Source organism: Pseudomonas sp. CCNWLW23 (genome assembly GCF_037095675.1).
Taxonomy (GTDB): Bacteria; Pseudomonadota; Gammaproteobacteria; order Pseudomonadales; family Pseudomonadaceae; genus Aquipseudomonas; species Aquipseudomonas atacamensis.
The window spans coordinates 35,573-54,017 of the sequence record NZ_JBAWKM010000024.1; the positions used below are offsets into that span (position 1 = coordinate 35,573).

Sequence of the window (18,445 nt, forward strand, 5' to 3'; positions counted from 1 at the left end):
AGATCGCAGCCTTCGGCAGCTCCTACTCTGGAATGCGTTCCCCTGTAGGAGCTGCCGAAGGCTGCGATCTTTGCTTTTGAACCAGAATTGGTCACCTGATCTTTGCGAATATTGGCCGTTTGAACCGGCCCCATTGCGGCCTACTGTGAGCACACCCCAACCATCACAGGTAACCCGCCATGAAAGCCCTGCCCCTCTTCGCCGCCGCCCTCGCCTTCACCCTCTCCGCCTCGGCAATGGCTCACGATCCGTCCGAAAAAATCACCGTTCTGCAGGACCAACTGCTGAAAAACGTCCCCGGCAAGAAAGCCATGATGATCGAAGTCGACTACAAGCCCGGGCAATCCTCGATCGCCCATAAGCACGAAGGCACTGCGATGGCTTACGTGCTCGACGGTGAAGTGATTTCCCAAGTCAAAGGCGAACAGGCCATCACTTACAAGAAGGGCCAGTTCTGGTACGAGCCGGCCGGTTCCGAGCATCTGGTGTCGAAAAACGCCAGTTCGACCAAGCCGGCCAAGTTGCTGGTGTTCATGGTCCTGGCCCCGGATGAGCAGGTGCTGATCCCGCTGGAAAACTGATGGCTGCGTGACCAGCCATAAACGAAAGGCGCGAATCGAGCATTTGCGCCTGTTTTATTGCCTTGGGGCATTACCTGCAAACGCTTAAAGCCAATAAAACTAACCGCGCAAAGGTTATTCAGCCAACGGTCAGGCCGGCAGGTTTACCCTGAATATCCGCCGATATCTTCGGCCCGTGCACACTCCTCGACAGACCTTGTTTCACGGGAGAAACACCATGAAACCTGCGCTTCCCGCCCTGCTGGCGATCTCCGTTTTGCTGCTCTCTGCCTGCTCTGTTCCCACTGCCCCGCAAGCGGTGTCATCCCTCGACACGCTCCTGCCGCACCCGACCGGTCGCAGCAGTGCTACTCAGGTCAACAGCGGTCCCGGCGTCTCGCTGGGGGTGATTTACAGCCCCGGCACCCAGGCCAATCGCCAATACCTGCGCGAGTATCAGGCCAAGGCCGGCACCGGTTTTGGTCAGAGCCTGCTGGTGCAACCGATCCACGATGCCTACGTCGCCAGCTCCAGCCCGGATCGGGCGGTGGAGTGGGTCAACGCTTCGCTGCAACGCCAGTTCGGCTCGGTGACGGTGTACCCGGACATGCAAAGCCTGCGTGCCGCCAGGCCGGATGTGGTGGCGATCGTCGATACCCACAGCCAGTTGATCACCTCGCGCAGCTCGGATATCCGCGCGGATGTCAGTGCCGATTTTTACGATGCGCAATTGAACTACATCGGCACAGCGAAGGGCTCGCAGGCGCGGGAACTGACGCCGGTGTGGGCGGACTTCAAGCGCTCGGAAGAGATCGTCGCGGATATCAATCAGCAGGAGGAATTGCAGCTGGCGGCGTTGCGCGAGTTTGACCGTTCGCTGAGTAATCTGGTCGTGCGGCCGGGGGAGAAAGTGTCGATGCTCGAGGGTAAACCAGCTCAAAAGTTGTATTGAATGTAAATACCTCTTCGCGAGCAGGCTCGCTCCCACATTTGGAATGCGAATCCCTGTGGGAGCGAGCCTGCTCGCGAAGGCGCCAGACCAGACACCACAAAAACCCTCAGACATTAAATCCCCGCCAAGACTGGCCATCCCTTCCAGATCCACAATCATCCCCCGCTGTCCACTGTCAGGTCTGACAGTGGACAGCGCGATCGAAAGCTTCCCAAATACCAGCACTGCGTTGATGTGCCGGTCTCTATCGACTGATCGCTTTACGCAAAAACAGCGTATTCGAGGAGCTGACCATGACTGAAGTCAAAGACACCGCCGTGCATAACCTGGACCCCACTTTCGGCCCCAACAAAAATGGCCTCACCTGGTTTGAATATCCCGATCAGGAAAACGGCTTCGCCAACGCAGTTACCGTCGCGGCGGACGGCAAGCTGCTGATCGCCGCCAGCGCGGGCAACAAGTTCGCCATTGTGCGGTTGAAGCCTGATGGCACACAGGACACTTCGTTTGCCCGGGATGGCGTGGCCAGCGGGGTTTTCGCGCAGGGCTATAAATCCACGGGTGGCAGCATCAGCATCCTCAAGAACAACAATCTGTTGCTTCAGGGTGCCTTTGTCCTACACGAATACGCACGACCACAGCGCTGCTTGGCAATGTTTCGCAATGACGGAACGCCCGAGAGCGGATTTGGCGACAACGGCGTGGTCATCGTTAGCCAGATTCCGTTGCCCGCCCTCGCGTCGTCCGAGGTAGCACCGGAGCAAAAACGCACTACGGCATCCGATTACAGTGGCCATGCCATTGAACTGGCCGACGGAAAACTGATGGTCCTGAGCAATCATCAATATTCCCCCAATGACCAATACGGTCTTTTGATCAGGCTGCATAGCGACGGGGCTCGGGACACTTCCTTTGGCCAAGGACAGGGTTACATCACGATTCGATACCTGGACAATTCCACGTGGGCTGGCTCACTGATCCGGCTGCAGGACGGCAAATTCGCCATCGCAGGTTACGTTTCACGTAAAGACCGCTACGGCGCAATGATCGCCCTCTTCGACGCCGCAGGTAAGCCTGTCAGCAGCTTTGGCGATAACGGTTTTGCCCTGTTCGAGCGCCTGGACAAGCTCAGTCAGATCAACCAACTGGTGGAAATGCCTGATGGCAACATCCTCGGCATCGGTAGCGCCACCTCGGAGGATCTTGTTCACCGGGGCGTTCTGGTTTGTGTCGACAGAAATGGCAAATACGCCAGCGACTTCAATGAAGGGAGGCCAGTCCTGACGTCTTATTCCGATGCGCCTTTCGGCATCCAATGGACTGCTGGCACGCTGCGAGAAGGCGTACGCATCGTGTTGCTTTCCAGCACCCACGGCGAAGAAGACTCCGAAATCGTCATTGCCCAGTTCAAATCGGACGGCGCTCCGGATCGCGGTTTTGCCGACGACGGTGTGCTGGTGATCAATCTGACCGACGTGCTCGACATGGCGGGAGGCCTTGCTATTCAGAACAATCAGATTGTCGTAGCCGGAACATCCCTGCCCCGTGCGGACGGCGTCGCTAGCTTCGCCTTCCGCTGCGCCGATACGCTCTGAATCACAGACAAGAAAAAGCCCCGCCTCTTTCGAGAGCGGGGCTTCTTCATTCAGCCACTACTTACGCCAGTTCAAGCTCGGCATTCGCAGTGATCGCAGGCACGATCGCTTGCCCGCTCAACGCCAGATCCAGCAGTTCGCGGTTGGCCACCGCGTACATGGCGTAGTCCGTACCGCTCGCAGCACGGATTTCCACCAGCATGGCGCGCCAGCGTTCGATCATGCTTTCGTGCTGGGCCATCCACAGCGCCAGGCGTGCTTCCACGTCCTGGGAACCGTCGCCCTGTTGCAGGACGGAGATGGTGATCGCCCGTTGCTGCCAGTCGACGTCATCACGGAACGCTTCACGGGCCAGAGCCTGCCAGTTGTTTTCCACCGGCAAGGCGCTGATCTGTTGCAGGTACCAAGTGATGTCCAGCGCAGAGCCGACGGCGAAGTAAGCCTTGGCCACTTCGGCCGGGTCCTGCCCGGTGACGTCGGCGGCTTCGATGATCGGCAGCAGCGTGTACAGGTGCGAGGTGCCCGCAACCATACGCGCCAGCAATTCCGGCACACCGGCTTCGACGTACGCCTGATAGCGCGACTGCCAGTTCTCGCGGATTTCGCCGCTGAGCAGTTCGTCGAGTTTCAGGCCCAGCTCTTTCAGGTGCGGACCGAAATGCGCGACGTCACGGGCAGCGTTCTGCTCGTTGCGGCGGGCACGCAGGAACCAGCGCGTGGCACGACGGCCCAGACGCATCAGCTCGTCCATCAGCTCCAGCTGCACATCAGCGGAAACCTGATAGTCCAGCGCTTCGATCTGACGGAACCAGTGCGGGAGGTGGAAGATGTCGCGCACGATCACGTAAGCGCCAGCCACGTTCGCCGGGCTCATGCCGGTCGACTCTTTGAGTCGCTGCACGAAGGTGATGCCCATGTGGTTGACCAGATCGTTGGCGATCTGGGTGCTGACGATCTCGCGCTTCAGACGGTGACGACGCATGGCTTCGGAGAACTTGCTGACCAGGGTCGGCGGGAACGCCGTTTCCATGTCGCGGGTCAGGTAATCGTCGTCCGGCACCAGCGAGCCCAGCAGCTGTTCCTTGAGGTCGATCTTGCTGTAGGAGATCAGCACCGACAGCTCAGGACGGGTCAGGCCGTGGCCCTCAGCGACGCGCTCGGTCAGTTGCTCTTCGGTCGGCAGGAATTCGATGGCACGGTCCAGCTTGCCACGGCCTTCCAGATCGCTCATCAGACGCTTGTACTCAGCGATGCGCGCGTAGGCACGGCGCGCCGCCAGGGACAGGGCCTGAGTCTGCTTGTAGTTGTTGCCCAGCACCAGATTGCCGACTTCGTCGGTCATGCTCGCCAGCAACTGGTTGCGTTGCTTGTCGGTCATGTCACCGGCCTGAACCACTTCGTTCAGCAGGATCTTGATGTTCACTTCGTGGTCGGAGCAGTCCACGCCACCGGCGTTGTCGATGAAGTCGGTGTTGGAACCGCCGCCATTCAAGCCGAATTCCACACGACCCAGTTGGGTCATGCCGAGGTTACCGCCCTCGCCCACGACTTTGCAGCGCAGCTCGTTACCGTTGACGCGCAGTGCATCGTTGGCCTTGTCGCCGACATCGGCGTGGCTTTCGGTGCTGGCCTTGACGTAGGTGCCGATACCGCCGTTCCACAACAGATCCACCGGCGCCTTGAGCAAGGCGTTGAGCAGTTCGGTCGGGGTCAGCTTGTCAGCCTGGATGTCGAAGCGTTCTTTCATCTGCGGCGAGATCGCGATGCTCTTCGCGCTGCGCGAGAAGATACCGCCACCTTCGGACATGATGCTGGTGTCGTAATCGGTCCAGGCCGAACGCGGCAGGTCGAACAGACGCTGACGCTCGACGAAGCTGGTCGCCGGGTTCGGGTTCGGGTCGATGAAGATGTGCATATGGTTGAACGCAGCGACCAGTTGCAGCTTGTCGGACATCAACAGGCCGTTACCGAACACGTCGCCGGCCATGTCGCCGACGCCAACCACGGTGATGCTGTCTTCCTGAACATTGATGCCGCGCTCGCGGAAGTGGCGCTGTACGCCGACCCACGCGCCCTTGGCAGTGATGCCCATTTTCTTGTGGTCGTAACCGGCCGAACCACCGGAGGCAAACGCGTCACCCAGCCAGAAGCCGTAGTCGATGGCGATGCCGTTGGCGATGTCGGAGAAGGTTGCAGTGCCCTTGTCCGCCGCGACCACCAGGTACGGGTCATCGTCGTCATGACGCACGACGTTGACCGGCGGTACCAGGGCGCCGTCCTTCAGATTGTCGGTGATGTCCAACAGGCCGGAAATGAAGATGCGGTAGCAGGCGATGCCCTCGGCCGCGATCTCGTCACGGCTGCCGCCCAGTGGCAGACGACGCGGCAGGAAGCCGCCCTTCGCACCCACCGGCACGATGACCGAGTTTTTCACTTGCTGGGCTTTTACCAGGCCGAGCACTTCGGTACGGAAGTCTTCTTCACGATCGGACCAGCGCAGACCACCACGGGCAACGTTGCCGAAGCGCAGGTGCACGCCTTCGACGCGTGGCGAGTAGACGAAGATTTCAAACTTCGGCACTGGCTTCGGCAGCTCAGGGATCGCATGCGGGTTGAACTTGAAGCTGAAGTACGACTTGTTCTGGCCGTTGGCGTCAGTCTGATAGAAGTTGGTACGCAGGGTGGCTTTGATCAGGTCGAGGTAACGACGCAGGATGCGGTCTTCGTTGAGCACCTGAACATCGTCCAGCGCGGTCAGAATCGCTTGTTCCAGACGCAGTTGCTTGTCTTCCAGATCATCGCTGCCGAGCTTGCGCGCCAGGTAGAAGCGGGTCTTGAACAACCGGGTCAGTTCACGAGCGATGTCGGTGTGGTTGTTCAAAGTGCTGGCGATGTAACCCAGGTCGAAGCCCAGACGAATCTGCTTCAGGTAACGCGCGTAAGCACGCAGCAGCGCCACGTCGCGCCATGGCAGACCGGCGGTCAGCACCAGACGGTTGAACGCATCGTTCTCGGCATCGCCACGCACGATGTGCACGAACGCATCCTGCAGGGTGTCGTTGAGTTGCTGGATGTCGAGGTCCAGACCTTCAGCGGCGGTGAAGGCGAAATCGTGAATCCAGAATTCGCGGCCGTTGGTGTGGCGCAGACGGTACGGGAATTCACCCAGCACGCGCAGGCCGAGGTTTTCCAGAATCGGCAGGACGTCGGACAGCGCCAGCGGCGTGTCGGCGTGATACAGCTTGCAATGCAGCTCGCGCTGGCCGGAGACCTGACCGAGCGGCTGATAGAAGCTCATCACCAGCGGATTTTTTTCGTTGAGGCTCAGCAGGTGCTGCATGTCGACCACGGCCGAATGCGCGGCAAAACGCTCGCGGTAACCGGCCGGGAAGCCTTTCGGGAAGTCGGCCAGCACGTTGGTGCCGTGGGCTTCGCCGAAGCTTTCGACGGTCAGTGCGGCGTAGTCGTCCTGCCAGCTGCGGCAGGCCTGGACCACTTCTTTTTCCAGCAGTACCGGGTCGATGTCGAGGCGGTTCTTCGGATCGACGCGCAGAATCAGCTGCACGCGGGCCAGCACGGATTCCGAGAAGAAGGTCCAGAATTCGCAATCGGACGCCTTCAGGCGCTCCATCAGCACTTGCTGGATCTTCTGGCGGACTTCGGTGGAATAGATGTCGCGCGGCACGTAGGCCAGGCAGTAGCAGAAGCGACCGTACGGGTCTTTACGCAGGAACACGCGGATCTTGTTGCGTTCCTGGATCTGCACGATCGACATCACGGTGGTGAACAGTTCGTCGACCGGGGTCTGGAACAGGTCGTCACGCGGCAGCACTTCGAGGACCTGCGCCAGTTCCTTGCCCAGGTGAGCCTTGGACTGGAAGCCGGAGCGGCGCTCGATTTCTTCGACCTTGCGGCGGATGAACGGGATGACCCGCACGCTCTCGCCATACACCGAGGAGGTGTACAGGCCCATGAAACGGTGTTCCTTGATGACTTTGCCGTCGGCGTCGATTTCACGGATCGACACGTAGTCCGGGTAAGCCGGACGGTGTACGCGGCTCGGGTGCGCAGCCTTGGCGAACGACAGCAGGGTCGGTTCGCGCAGGTAGGACACGGCGTAGTCTTCGATGCGCAGGTCTTCGTAGGTCAGGCCGGTGCGCAGCAGTTTGGTCAGGCCGAGGAAGGAATTCTGGTCGTACTCGATGTGGCCGCCATCGGCCTGATCGGTAACCACGAACTCTTCGTAGCCGAGGAAGGTGAAGTGGTTGCCCACCAGCCATTCCAGGAAGCTCTTGATTTCGTTCTTTTCGTCGGCATCGACCGGATAGGCGCTGTTGTCCAGCTGGGTGAGGATGTCCTGCACCTTGGCTTTCATCGGCTCGAAGTCAGCGACGGCGACGCGCACTTCACCGAGCACCTGCTCAAGCTCTTTGCTCAGCACATTCAGCTCGGCCGCGTTGGCGCAACGGTCGATTTCCAGGTACATCAGCGATTCGTGCAGCACGCCTTCGCCGGTGCTGCCTTTTGGCAGGACTTCCAGCAATTCGCCCTTGCTGCCACGACGTACGCTGAGCACGGTGGTCTGCAGGGTGTGAATGCTGTAGCCGCGACGGTTCAGCTCGGTACGCACCGAGTCGACCAGAAATGGCAGGTCGTGGTGCAGCACTTCGACCGCGGTGTGGGTCGACTGCCAGCCGTGGCGTTCGTAATCGGGGTTATAGACACGCACTTGCGGTTGCGCGTGATCGAAGCGCTCAAGCAGGCGCCACGCAGAGAGAGTACAGCCAGCGAGGTCGGAGAGACGACGTTGAGTCAGCTCGTCCAGGGAAATGATGCCGAAGAATTGTTCAGCGAACAGCGCCACTTGTGGCAGTGCCTGTTCACTGATGTGCTGCGCCAGTGCCGCTTGCAGTTGGTGCTGGAAGTCGGCTTTGCTGGCTGCGGTGAAGAACGCCATCTGTGGTACTCCGCTTAAGCTTGTTATTGATGGAAAGCGTCGCGTGCAACACCCCTTTCGGGGCTGGTGTCGCCCTGTTCCTGATTCTCGGGCAGAGGAAACAGGGAGACAGGTGGGTGAAGCTGGACGGGACACTCAGGTCACATTCACCTTCCATGAATGAGCATCTGCAAAAGCGACTGCCAACGCTGCCAGCAATGCCTTTACGGGTGCTCATCCGTTGCGCAGCTTAATGGGTGCGACAATGTGTCTGCTTGCGGTGCTGCGACATATTCGGTCATTGGCACGTAAATGCAGGGTTTGGCCTGCATCAACACTAGCAGGCGTGCGCCGAAATGCAGGTTCGAAACCCCGGTTTCACGGGACTTTCGTGCCAGGTCGGTCGCCGAGGACGTTACATATCCGGAAACGAAAACGCCCAAGGCCCTGTTATCGACCCTGAGCGTGGCATCCGGTTCAGCGCCAGCGGTTGACGCGGATCAGTCCGGCAGTTCCTCAAAGGCTCTGAATTTGCTCACCGTGGCGCAGTCGTAGCACATCGTCTGCAGGATCTGCTTGTCCATGCTGGCGTCAATGTTGCTCGAATCGCATTCGCGGCAGAACAGCCGCAGATGGCTGAGCAAGTCGCTGTCGAACGCCACGGCGGAAAAGAACTGCGGGACCAGTTCGTCACGCCAGTACATGCCCGGCGATTTGGAAAATCCGGCGCCGCTGTCCTTGAGCACCACGTCGTAGAGCAAGCGCTGCAAGGCCGTTTGCGGTACTCGCGCATCGCGATGGGCGTTCTTGCGCCAGTTGCGCGCGAGCGCGTCCTGCGCCGTGCTCAGCATGTTGCGCGGAATGGTGTTGGAGGCGTGGCTGCGCCCTTTGGAATTGCCGGTGGCATAAAAGTGCGCGGCGTTTCGTACCGCCAGGCGGGCGAAGTAATACAACTGACTCACCGAGAAGTCCTGCAGCAACTGCCCGACCACCTCCTCGGCACGGGCTTCGGCCGTGAAGGCAAAATCCACTTCAGCGGCCAGCACACGGATGTATTGAATGGACGCTTCGCGGGCGAGACTGAAGACCAGCGAATAGATTTCGCTCTTCCAGGCGGCTTTGACGCTGCCTGACAACTCCTGATACAGCACCTGATACAAATTCTCGCGGGCACAGCGCGTTACGCCGTCGAGCGTGACGCTGGGCAGCCAGCGCACCGCGCTGTACTCGCGGATATTGCAGCCCTCGCTGCGATCGAAGGCGTTGATGTCGGAATCGGTGGAAACTGCCAGCACCCCGGCTTCGTGCAGGCTTTTGAGCAACTCTTCACGGGCCTCGAACGTCAGTGCGAGCAGCTCTTCTCTGGATGGCGCATTCAACGGCGCAATCCATTCAACGGTCGCGCCATAACCATCATCCAGCAAAGCGAGCAACGTCAGCTTCTGCACAAACCCCAGATTGGCGTAAGGCACTGCGGGGCATCGCGCGCCATACCGAGCTTCCAATTCCAGGCGATCACGCGTGGCCCGGGCGGCAAGCTGCTGCTGGCGCACCTTGAAACATTCTGTGCAGCTGCAAGTCGTGTGGCGGGTATTGGTGCCGGGTAGGCTTTGCTGGTGCTCACAGCGTACGCATTTGAAGGTACTGCGCAGCGAAAGCGGAGTACCCCTGGCGTGTCGGCGCACCCACATCGGCAGTTTGCAGTAAGGACAACTGAGGTCGGCACTGATAACCGGGGGCAAAACCTTGAGCAGACTGCGCACCGTTGCAGGGATCTGAAATTCCGCCATCAGCGCGGCAGTTTTCTCGCCTTCGAGATAGCGCTTGTAGATTTCCTCGATCTGTTCATCGGACAGGTGGCGGATTTCTTCGGCGCGGTCGAAATATTGGGTCATGGCAAAGTTCCCTTTTTGGGGTTGTCGTAACGCACTCCATTGCGCAAGAGCGGCGAAACTAACGGTAAAAAGGCGGCGATCACAAGCGAAAAATCGCACTTTCGGGTGGATTTTGCCCATCCGGTAATTGCCTTACGCCGGCGTCGGATTTTCCCTTCTTGCCGCTCGGAACCGGGCGACAGAAATGTCCTGCTTTGCCACTTTTTACCGATGCAGGCAGCGCAAACCGGTTGAGACTGGCAAAATCGCGCCTTCGAACAGATTCACCGCCGCCACTGCCCAGGATTTCCCCCAATGCAAATGACCACCGCCCTACTGATCGTCAACCCGTGCGACGACGAAGAAGACAACATGGCCATGCTCTGCTGCCACAGCGACAAGGGCGAGATGTTCCTGATGAGCCGTTATCCGGATGAGGATGAGCTGGAGATCACGCTGGATGGCGAGCCTTCGACGCTTGACGGGGTGAAGGTGACGCTGACGTCGAAACTGCTGAAGATCGAGATTGCTGCGGCGGATGCCGATGCGTTGAATGGCGATGATGTGCTGGAGATCAGTTTTAATCCGGATATGGTGGATATGGATGAGGTTGTTGAGACTTTGAAGAATATTCTCGATGGGACCGGGACCTTTATCAGCGAGGTTTGATGTTGACCGGGCTGGCCCTTTCGCGAGCAGGCTCGCTCCCACATTGGAATGCGTACATCAGACCCTGTGGGAGCGAGCCTGCTCGTGAAGAGGCCGGAACCAGCGCCCAATCTTTTGCTCTTTTGCACAAAATGCCGTTAGTCGCCGCCCCCCGCGATGGATTAAAGTAACGCCCCCAGCCCCGGCGTTATCCGAACGCCCCGGCCACCCCCTTTCCAGGAACAGTCACCGATGGAACATCGTGAAGCGCTGCTGGCGCTGCGAACCTTTCTTTCAACGCAGATTCTCGGCCAGGAAAAACTCATCGAGCGTTTGCTCATCGCCCTGCTCGCCGACGGCCATATGCTGGTCGAGGGCGCTCCCGGTCTGGCCAAGACCAAAGCGATCAAAGAACTCGCCGAGGGCATCGAAGCCCAGTTCCATCGTATTCAGTTCACCCCCGACCTGCTGCCGGCCGACATCACCGGCACCGAAATCTACCGTCCGGAAACCGGCAGTTTCGTCTTCCAGCAAGGGCCGATCTTCCACAACCTGGTGCTGGCCGACGAAATCAACCGCGCGCCGGCCAAGGTGCAATCGGCCTTGCTCGAAGCGATGGCCGAGCGTCAGGTCAGCGTCGGGCGCAGCACTTATGAGCTGTCGCCGCTGTTTCTGGTGATGGCCACGCAGAACCCGATCGAACAGGAAGGCACCTATCCGTTGCCGGAAGCCCAGCTCGACCGTTTCCTCATGCACGTCAAGATCGGCTTCCCCGACGCCGCTGTTGAACGGCGCATCCTCCAGCAGGCCCGTGGCGAGGCGTTGAACGGCGAGACCAAGCCCGAGCGCCGGGTCAGCCAGCAGGCGATCTTCGCCGCGCGCAAGGAAATCCTTGGTTTGTACATGGCCGACGCCGTGGAGGAATACCTGGTGCAACTGGTCATGGCCACGCGCAACCCGGCCAAGTTCGACCCGGAAATGGCCGAGTGGATCGCCTACGGCGCCAGTCCGCGCGGCTCGATCGCCCTCGATCGCTGCGCCCGCGCTCATGCCTGGCTGGCCGGTCGCGATTTCGTCAGCCCGGAAGACATTCAGGCCGTACTGTTCGACGTGTTGCGCCATCGCATCATTCTGTCGTTCGAAGCCGAAGCCGCTGGCATCGATCAGGATCGCGTGGTGCAGCGGATTCTCGACGTCGTCGCCGTCGCTTGACCCCCATGAACGCCGCCCTGCCCTCCGAACCCGGTATCCGCATCAGCCTCGCCGAGCTGATCGAAATGCGTCACCGCGTGCGCGAGGTGCAACTGTTTTCCACGCCGAGTCAGCGCAGCCCGCTGATCGGCCTGCATCACTCGAAATTCCGTGGCCGTGGCGTCGACTTCGATCAGGTGCGGGTGTATCAGGCCGGTGACGATGTGCGCACCATCGACTGGCGCGTCACTGCGCGCACGCAGGAACCGCACACCAAGCTGTTCCACGAAGAGCGCGAGCGACCGATTTTCATCATGGTCGAGCAAAGCACCCGGCTGTTTTTCGGCTCGGGGCTGATGTTCAAGTCGGTACTGGCGGCGCAGGTCGCGGCGTTGATTGGCTGGGCCGCGCTGGGGCACAACGACCGCGTTGGCGGGCTGGTGTTCGGTGATAACGAGCACTACGAAATCAAGCCTCGCCGGAGCAAGCAGAGCCTGCTGCAATTGCTCAACCGCCTGGTCAAGGTTAATCAGTCGCTGCACAGCGAGCGCGAGCCGGATCGCGATGCCTTCGGCGTGGCCCTGCGCCGCGCGAGGGAAGTGCTGCGCCCGGGCAGTCTGGCCATCGTCATTTGCGACGAACGCGCGCTGTCCGACAGCGCCGAACAACAACTGAGTTTGCTGGCGCGGCATTGTGATCTGCTGATGTTGCCGCTGTCCGATCCGCTGGATCATGCTCTGCCCGCCGCCGGCCTGCTGCGCTTTGCCGAGCGTGGCGCGCAGCTGGAAATCGACACGCTGAACTTCGACCTGCGCCAGACCTACCGCGCCCAGGCCGAAGCGCGCATAGCTCGCTGGGAATTGCTCGCACAAAAGCTGCGGGTGTTGCTGATGCCGTTGAGCACGCAGAGCGAAATGGTCGAGCAGATGCGCGAGTTCCTCAACCCGCAGCGTCCGGGGAAGGGTCGATGAACGGCCTCGAACAACTGCAACCGCTGATCTCGCCGCCGCCGATCGCCTTCTGGCCACCGGCGCCGGGCTGGTGGCTGCTGCTTCTGCTGTTGCCGTTGCTGGGTTTTGCCGTGTGGAAGCTGCGCCGTTTCATTCCGATGAAGAAACGCCCGGTGGTGCGCGCCGAGCAACCGCTGGACCCGGTGCGCATCGCCGCGCTCGCCGAACTGGCGCTAATGCCCAAGCCTTACGACGGCGCTCCGGCCGGTGCCTGGCTGCAACAACTCAACGGCCTGCTCAAACGCCTGTGCCGCAACCACTATCCGTACAGCCAGAGCCACACCCTCAACGGTCGCAAATGGCTGGCCTTCCTCGATAACCGCTGCCCCGCTGCCGGCCTGACGCGCTGGATGGTGCTGGTCGAAGGCGCGTACAAACCGGAATGCAAACTTGATGACAAAGCCATCGCCGGCCTGACCCAAGCGGTCGATACGTGGATTCGCAAACATGTTTGAGTTCGCCTGGCCGTGGATCTTCGTGCTGTTGCCGCTGCCGTGGCTGATGCGTCTTGTCCTGCCGGTGGCCGACAGCGGCGAGCCGGCGCTCAAAGTGAGTTTCCTCGCCGACCTCGAAGGCCTCGCCCGCCGCCGCGCCCGCGCCAACTTGCCGGCGTGGCGGCAGCAGGCGCCGTTTATCTTGTTGTGGCTGATTTTGCTGACCGCCGCCGCGCGCCCGCAATGGCTCGGCGAACCGCTGCCGATTGCCGCCAGCGGTCGCGATCTGCTGGTGGCGGTAGACGTGTCCGGCTCGATGGATTTCCCCGACATGCAGTGGCAGGACGAAGAAGTCAGTCGCCTGTCGCTGGTGCAGCACTTGCTCGGCGATTTCCTTGAAAGCCGTGATGGCGACCGCGTCGGCCTGATCCTGTTTGGCAGTCAGGCCTACCTGCAAGCACCGCTGACCTTTGACCGGCGCACCGTGCGCGTCTGGCTCGATGAAGCGCGGATCGGCATCGCCGGCAAGAACACCGCGATCGGCGATGCCATCGGCCTGGCCCTGAAACGCCTGCGTCTGCGCCCGGCGCAAAGTCGCGTGCTGATTCTGGTCACCGACGGCGCCAACAACGGCGGCGAAATCAATCCGCTGACGGCCGCAAAACTCGCCGCCAGCGAGGGCGTCAGAATCTATCCGATCGGCATCGGCGCCAATCCCGAGGACAGCGGCTCGACCGGCCTGCTCGGGGTCAATCCGAGCCTTGATCTGGATGAGCCGGCGCTCAAGGCCATCGCCGCAATCACCGGCGGCCAGTACTTCCGCGCCCACGACGGCCTGGAGCTGCAAGCGATCAAGGACACCCTCGACCAGCTTGAACCGGTGACCCAGCAACCGACTCAGGCACGCCCGGCGCAAGCCTTGTATCACTGGCCGCTGGCGTTGGCGCTGTGGTTGAGCCTGTTGCTGGTCGTTCGCGAACTGTGGCCGGACAATCCGCTGCAACGCCTGTTTACCAAGCAACTGTATTTGCAAAGTCCGCTGCCGGACTGGCGTGAGCGCTTGCAGCGTTTGCGCCTGCGGAGGCGCCGATGATCGCGCTCTGGCCGCACTGGTTCCGACCTTGGTGGCTGCTGCTGTTGCCGCTGCTCGGCTGGCTGCTCTGGCAACTCTGGCACCGACAGAAACGTGCCGGTCGCTGGCAGATGATTCTGCCGCCGGCATTCCACGCTGCGCTGCTCAGTGGCGGCAGCGGTCGGCAGAGCAAACTGCCGTGGATCGCCCTTGGCGTGGCGTGGTTGCTGACCATTCTGGCCTTGCTCGGGCCGAGCTGGGAGCGCGTCGAACAGACCAGCCAGAAACCCGCCGATCCGCTGGTAGTCGTGCTCGAACTGACCCCGGAGATGCTCGCCACCGACTCGCCGCCGACGCGTCTCGAACAGGCGCGGCGCAAGCTGTTCGACCTGTTGCAGGCGCGCAGCGATGCGCAGACCGCCATCGTCGTTTATGCCGGCAGCGCGCACACGCTGGTGCCGCTGTCGGATGATCTGGCCACCAGCCGCAACCTGCTCGACGCGCTGAAGCCGTCGCTGATGCCGGAAGCCGGCCACCGCGCCGATCTGGCCGTGGACAAGGCGCTAGCGTTGCTCAAGCAAGGTGCGCTGGGACAGGGACGGATTCTGCTGATCGGTTCGTCGCTCAATGAGGAAGAACGGCGAGGCATTCGCCGTGCGCTCAATGGCGAGTCGACGCAACTGCTGATGCTCGGCATCGGCACCGCCGAAGGTGCGCCGATTGCCCAGGAGGACGGCAGCTTCCTCAAGGACGAGCAAGGCGCGATCCGCGTGCCGCAACTCGACAGTCCTGGTCTGGCGACATTCCTAAACAGCGTCGGCGGTGAGTATCACCCGGCGCGACTCGACGAAGCTGACCTCGGCGCTCTTGGCCTGCTCAACGGCCCGCGCAGCCTGCGCGACGACGGCCAGACCGTGCGCCTCGATACGTGGGCCGATCAGGGTTACTGGCTGCTGTTGCCGCTGCTGTTGCTGGCGGCGTGTGCCGGGCGCCGTGGCTGGTTGTTCTGCCTGCCGCTGCTGTGGTGCCTGCCGCAACCGAGCTACGCTTTCGATTTCGAAGACTTGTGGCTGCGCCCCGACCAGCAAGGTTTGCACTTGCTCAAGCAGAAACGCCCGGCCGAAGCCGCGCAGCATTTTGACGATCATCAATGGCAAGGGGTGGCGTTGTACGAGGCCGGCGACTACAGTGGCGCCGCTCAGCGTTTTGCCGAGGGCAGCGATGCCCGCGCCCACTACAATCGTGGCAACGCTTTGGCAAAAAGTGGCGAGCTGGAAGCGGCGATCGATGCCTACGAACAGGCGCTCGAGCTGCAACCGGATCTGCGTCCGGCGCAGACCAACAAGGCGCTGGTGGAAAACCTGCTGAAGCAGAAAAACGCCCCGCCGCCGCCCGAACCGGATAACCAGCCGAACGAACAAAGTCTGCCCGGCGATGAGCCCTCGCCCACCACCGCGCCCCCTCCGGCGGTGAGCAGTGAAACCCAGAGCGAGGCGCAACCGGCCGAGTCGGCCAGCGAACCGCCGCCGACCGCCCCGCCGCTGCCCGGCCCCAATGAAATCCCCGGCAGCAACGAGGAAGAGGAAACCGACACGGTGCCGACCCTGCGCCCGAGTGAGAACAACCTCGAAGGCGAGCAGCGTCAGGCGCTCGAACAATGGCTGGGCAAGATCCCGGACGACCCGGGCGAACTGCTCAGGCGCAAATTCTGGTACGAACAGCAACAACATCAGGATCAGGAAAACAATCGATGACCCGCTTCACCGCTCTCTTGCTGCCCCTGCTGATCTGCACGGCCACCGCTCAGGCGGCCGAGCTGACCGCCAGCGTGGATCGCAGTCGCCTGAACTCCGGCGAGACGGTCGAGCTCACCCTCGAAACTGACGACGTCACCCAGTTCGGCAAGCCCGATCTGTCGGCGCTGGAAGCGCTGTTCGAAGTGCGCGGCACGCGCCAGGTCAACCAGCTCAACACCCTCAACGGCGACAACCGCGCGACCACACGCTGGATCATCACCCTGCTGCCGAAAGAGAACGGCAGCGTAGTGATTCCGCCGCTGCAACTGGGCGACGCACAGAGCCAGCCGATCACCGTGCAGGTGATCGCCAGCGACAACCGCGAAGACAACAACAGCCTCGATCCGGTGTTCATCGAAGCCAGCCTCGATCAGACCAGCGTCTATGTGCAGGCCCAAGCCATCCTGACCTTGCGCATTTATCACTCGGTTTCGCTGTACGACGACAGCAGCCTGAGCCCGCTGCAAATCGCCGATGCGCGCATCGAACAGCTCGGCGACACGCGCACCTACGAGAAAGACATCAACGGCCTGCGCCACGGCGTGATCGAGATGCGCTACGCGATCTATCCGCAGCACAGCGGCCTGCTGACGATCGCCCCGCAGACGTTCAGCGCCACGCTGGTCGATACCGCGCCATCGGCAGACGCCTCGGGGCCGAAGCCCGGCAAACTGATGCGCGTCAGCTCGGCGTCGATTCCGCTGACGGTCAAACCGAAACCGCTGACCTACCCGGTCGATGCACCCTGGCTGCCGGCGCGCAACCTCAGCCTCAGCGAAAGCTGGAGCCCGGAACCGGATCACACCCAGGTCGGCGATTCCCTGACCCGCAGCCTGACCCTGAAAGTCGAAGGCCTCGCCAGCTCGCAACTGCCAGCCCTTCCCGCCACCGACGTCAACGGCCTGCGCCGCTACCCCGACCAACCGGTGCTGAGCAACCAGAGCAGCGACCGCGGCATCATCGGCAGCCGCGAAGAACGCGAAGCCCTGGTGCCAAGCCGCAGCGGCGCGATCGACCTGCCGACCGTCGACGTGGTCTGGTGGAACACCTTCGAAGACCACCTCGAACACAGCAGCCTGCCCGCGCGCACCCTGCAAGTGGCGAACAACCCCAGCCTGCAAATCGACACCCCGGCCGGCACCCTGCAACCGAGTACGCCCGACAACGACACCCTGTGGTGGTGGAAACTCAGCACCCTGATCCTCGCCTGCACCACCCTGCTCGGCTTCGGCCTCTGGTGGCGCGCCCGCTGGCAACCGGCAATCCACCGCGCCGCCCAGACCGGCCCGAGCCCACGCACCCTGCTCGACGACATCAAACGCGCCAGCCAGGCCAACGACCCCCACGCCACCCGCCAGGCACTGGACGCCTGGGCGCGGCAGCAGCCGGAGACACTGGCAGACATGGCCGCGCGGTTTGTACCGTTGTCGGACGCGTTGGACGGGTTGAATGGTGCGCTGTACAGCGAGACGGGGCAGCATTGGCAGGGTGAGGATTTGTGGCGGGCGATCCGAACTATTCCCGCCGCCGAGCGCGTGCAGGATCCGGTGAGTGAGAGTGGATTGCCGCCGCTTTATCCGAAGTGAAAAGCGAAAGATCGCAGCCTTTGGCAGGCCCTACGGATTGAGTGTAGGAGCTGCCGAAGGCTGCGATCTTTTGGTCTGAAAGTCTGGAATCAATATGCGAATTTTGTTTGGACTTGTTCGCCTTCTCGATAGGAGAGGACAAATGACTTCCATGGCTCGCCACGCTTGACTGCGCTGTCCTGTAATTCGCGGACCAGACGTAGAATTATCGCGCCGTTGATGTCTTCCTCGACGTTCCAGTCCTCGACGCCGTCTTTCTCAACGCATAGCTCCGTCTCGATGTAGCCCTCCCCCAACTCCACGCCATAACGGAACGCGTCATAGCCATGGACGATGCCGGCTTCGACCACCTGAAAGATCTCTTGGACGATCTTTATGTCTTCGGTAATCACTGTAAAACCTCCGGATTGCGTCGGATGCAGAGTTCTCTCAGAGTGGCGGCACAGATGCAGAGATCGTGGGTTGCGCAGTTTGATCCGCTGTATGAGTCTGGTGAGAGGTCAATAGCTGAAATTCGTTTTCACCTGTTCGCCCTCGCGGTATGACATGACAAAAGATTTCCAAGGCTCTCCACGTTGCACGGCGTTGGCTTTTAGTTCTTTTGCCAGAAAATACACGTCGGAAATATCAAAATCGATCTCGGCATCCGTCACTTCAATGCCGTTCTTTTCGACAGTCAACTCGGCCTCCATAAACCCCTCTCCCATCTCGATCTCGTAACGAAAAGAGTCGTAGCCGTGGACGATGCCGCCATGAACGATTCGGAAAATGCTTTTAATGACTTCTAATCT

14 protein-coding genes are annotated in these 18,445 nt (G+C 61.1%); 10 read left to right on the forward strand and 4 right to left on the reverse strand.

All coding sequences use genetic code 11. The annotated features are described in order from the left end of the window. Positions 1 to 179: 179 nt before the first annotated feature. From V8J63_RS24040 to V8J63_RS24050, 3 genes are all read left to right on the forward strand, one after another. Positions 180 to 581 (forward strand): cupin domain-containing protein, encoded by a 402-nt coding sequence (locus tag V8J63_RS24040; protein ID WP_336464721.1) that lies wholly within the window; start codon positions 180 to 182, stop codon positions 579 to 581. Between the two features lie 217 nt (positions 582 to 798). Beyond that, positions 799 to 1,512, forward strand: coding sequence for an ATPase (locus V8J63_RS24045; protein WP_197892697.1), 714 nt, complete (start codon positions 799 to 801; stop codon positions 1,510 to 1,512). Between the two features lie 293 nt (positions 1,513 to 1,805). Beyond that, a complete protein-coding gene (locus V8J63_RS24050) occupies positions 1,806 to 3,107 on the forward strand; it encodes a hypothetical protein (protein ID WP_336464722.1) in 1,302 nt (433 codons plus the stop codon). Positions 3,108 to 3,168: 61 nt separating this feature from the next. On the opposite strand, the gene V8J63_RS24055 is transcribed toward V8J63_RS24050, so the two are convergent. Continuing rightward, positions 3,169 to 8,064, reverse strand: coding sequence for an NAD-glutamate dehydrogenase (locus tag V8J63_RS24055; RefSeq protein WP_125927361.1), 4,896 nt, complete (start codon positions 8,062 to 8,064; stop codon positions 3,169 to 3,171). Positions 8,065 to 8,543: 479 nt separating this feature from the next. Beyond that, the gene (locus V8J63_RS24060) at positions 8,544 to 9,938 is read right to left on the reverse strand and encodes a hypothetical protein (protein WP_016774986.1); all 1,395 of its coding nucleotides are present in this window, start codon (positions 9,936 to 9,938) and stop codon (positions 8,544 to 8,546) included. 294 nt (positions 9,939 to 10,232) lie between these two features. On the opposite strand from V8J63_RS24060, the gene V8J63_RS24065 reads away from it, so the two are divergent. The 7 genes from V8J63_RS24065 (at position 10,233) to V8J63_RS24095 (ending at position 17,654) form a co-directional block, all read left to right on the forward strand. Then, positions 10,233 to 10,586 (forward strand): hypothetical protein, encoded by a 354-nt coding sequence (locus V8J63_RS24065; protein WP_016774987.1) that lies wholly within the window; start codon positions 10,233 to 10,235, stop codon positions 10,584 to 10,586. Between the two features lie 231 nt (positions 10,587 to 10,817). Beyond that, complete coding sequence (locus V8J63_RS24070; RefSeq protein WP_007913915.1) at positions 10,818 to 11,777, forward strand: AAA family ATPase; 960 nt, start codon at positions 10,818 to 10,820, stop codon at positions 11,775 to 11,777. 5 nt (positions 11,778 to 11,782) lie between these two features. Continuing rightward, on the forward strand, positions 11,783 to 12,727 hold the full coding sequence (locus V8J63_RS24075; RefSeq protein WP_016774988.1) for a DUF58 domain-containing protein: 945 nt from the start codon (positions 11,783 to 11,785) through the stop codon (positions 12,725 to 12,727). Further along, positions 12,724 to 13,221: a DUF4381 domain-containing protein gene (locus V8J63_RS24080; RefSeq protein WP_336464723.1), complete on the forward strand. Its 498-nt coding sequence runs from the start codon at positions 12,724 to 12,726 to the stop codon at positions 13,219 to 13,221. Before V8J63_RS24075 ends, V8J63_RS24080 begins: the two co-directional genes overlap by 4 nt. Then, complete coding sequence (locus V8J63_RS24085) at positions 13,214 to 14,293, forward strand: vWA domain-containing protein (protein ID WP_336464724.1); 1,080 nt, start codon at positions 13,214 to 13,216, stop codon at positions 14,291 to 14,293. Before V8J63_RS24080 ends, V8J63_RS24085 begins: the two co-directional genes overlap by 8 nt. Next, positions 14,290 to 16,026 carry a vWA domain-containing protein gene (locus V8J63_RS24090; RefSeq protein WP_076562558.1) on the forward strand — a complete coding sequence of 579 codons (1,737 nt, stop codon included), beginning with the start codon at positions 14,290 to 14,292 and terminating at the stop codon, positions 16,024 to 16,026. Before V8J63_RS24085 ends, V8J63_RS24090 begins: the two co-directional genes overlap by 4 nt. Further along, positions 16,023 to 17,654 carry a BatD family protein gene (locus tag V8J63_RS24095; protein WP_039763946.1) on the forward strand — a complete coding sequence of 544 codons (1,632 nt, stop codon included), beginning with the start codon at positions 16,023 to 16,025 and terminating at the stop codon, positions 17,652 to 17,654. Before V8J63_RS24090 ends, V8J63_RS24095 begins: the two co-directional genes overlap by 4 nt. 89 nt (positions 17,655 to 17,743) lie before the next feature. Here the strand turns inward: V8J63_RS24095 and V8J63_RS24100 are convergent, their stop codons facing one another. Both V8J63_RS24100 and V8J63_RS24105 read right to left on the reverse strand, forming a co-directional pair. Then, complete coding sequence (locus tag V8J63_RS24100; protein WP_336464725.1) at positions 17,744 to 18,046, reverse strand: hypothetical protein; 303 nt, start codon at positions 18,044 to 18,046, stop codon at positions 17,744 to 17,746. Positions 18,047 to 18,154: 108 nt separating this feature from the next. After that, on the reverse strand, positions 18,155 to 18,346 hold the full coding sequence (locus V8J63_RS24105; protein WP_309298313.1) for a hypothetical protein: 192 nt from the start codon (positions 18,344 to 18,346) through the stop codon (positions 18,155 to 18,157). Between the last annotated feature and the right edge of the window lie 99 nt (positions 18,347 to 18,445).

Bases quoted from the DNA above. Each gene is read 5' to 3' on its own strand.
- V8J63_RS24040 (WP_336464721.1), top strand. From the start codon at position 180: ATGAAAGCCCTGCCCCTCTTCGCCGCCGCCCTCGCCTTCACCCTCTCC.
- V8J63_RS24045 (WP_197892697.1), top strand. From the start codon at position 799: ATGAAACCTGCGCTTCCCGCCCTGCTGGCGATCTCCGTTTTGCTGCTC.
- V8J63_RS24050 (WP_336464722.1), top strand. From the start codon at position 1,806: ATGACTGAAGTCAAAGACACCGCCGTGCATAACCTGGACCCCACTTTC.
- V8J63_RS24055 (WP_125927361.1), bottom strand. From the start codon at position 8,064: ATGGCGTTCTTCACCGCAGCCAGCAAAGCCGACTTCCAGCACCAACTG.
- V8J63_RS24060 (WP_016774986.1), bottom strand. From the start codon at position 9,938: ATGACCCAATATTTCGACCGCGCCGAAGAAATCCGCCACCTGTCCGAT.
- V8J63_RS24065 (WP_016774987.1), top strand. From the start codon at position 10,233: ATGCAAATGACCACCGCCCTACTGATCGTCAACCCGTGCGACGACGAA.
- V8J63_RS24070 (WP_007913915.1), top strand. From the start codon at position 10,818: ATGGAACATCGTGAAGCGCTGCTGGCGCTGCGAACCTTTCTTTCAACG.
- V8J63_RS24075 (WP_016774988.1), top strand. From the start codon at position 11,783: ATGAACGCCGCCCTGCCCTCCGAACCCGGTATCCGCATCAGCCTCGCC.
- V8J63_RS24080 (WP_336464723.1), top strand. From the start codon at position 12,724: ATGAACGGCCTCGAACAACTGCAACCGCTGATCTCGCCGCCGCCGATC.
- V8J63_RS24085 (WP_336464724.1), top strand. From the start codon at position 13,214: ATGTTTGAGTTCGCCTGGCCGTGGATCTTCGTGCTGTTGCCGCTGCCG.
- V8J63_RS24090 (WP_076562558.1), top strand. From the start codon at position 14,290: ATGATCGCGCTCTGGCCGCACTGGTTCCGACCTTGGTGGCTGCTGCTG.
- V8J63_RS24095 (WP_039763946.1), top strand. From the start codon at position 16,023: ATGACCCGCTTCACCGCTCTCTTGCTGCCCCTGCTGATCTGCACGGCC.
- V8J63_RS24105 (WP_309298313.1), bottom strand. From the start codon at position 18,346: ATGGAGGCCGAGTTGACTGTCGAAAAGAACGGCATTGAAGTGACGGAT.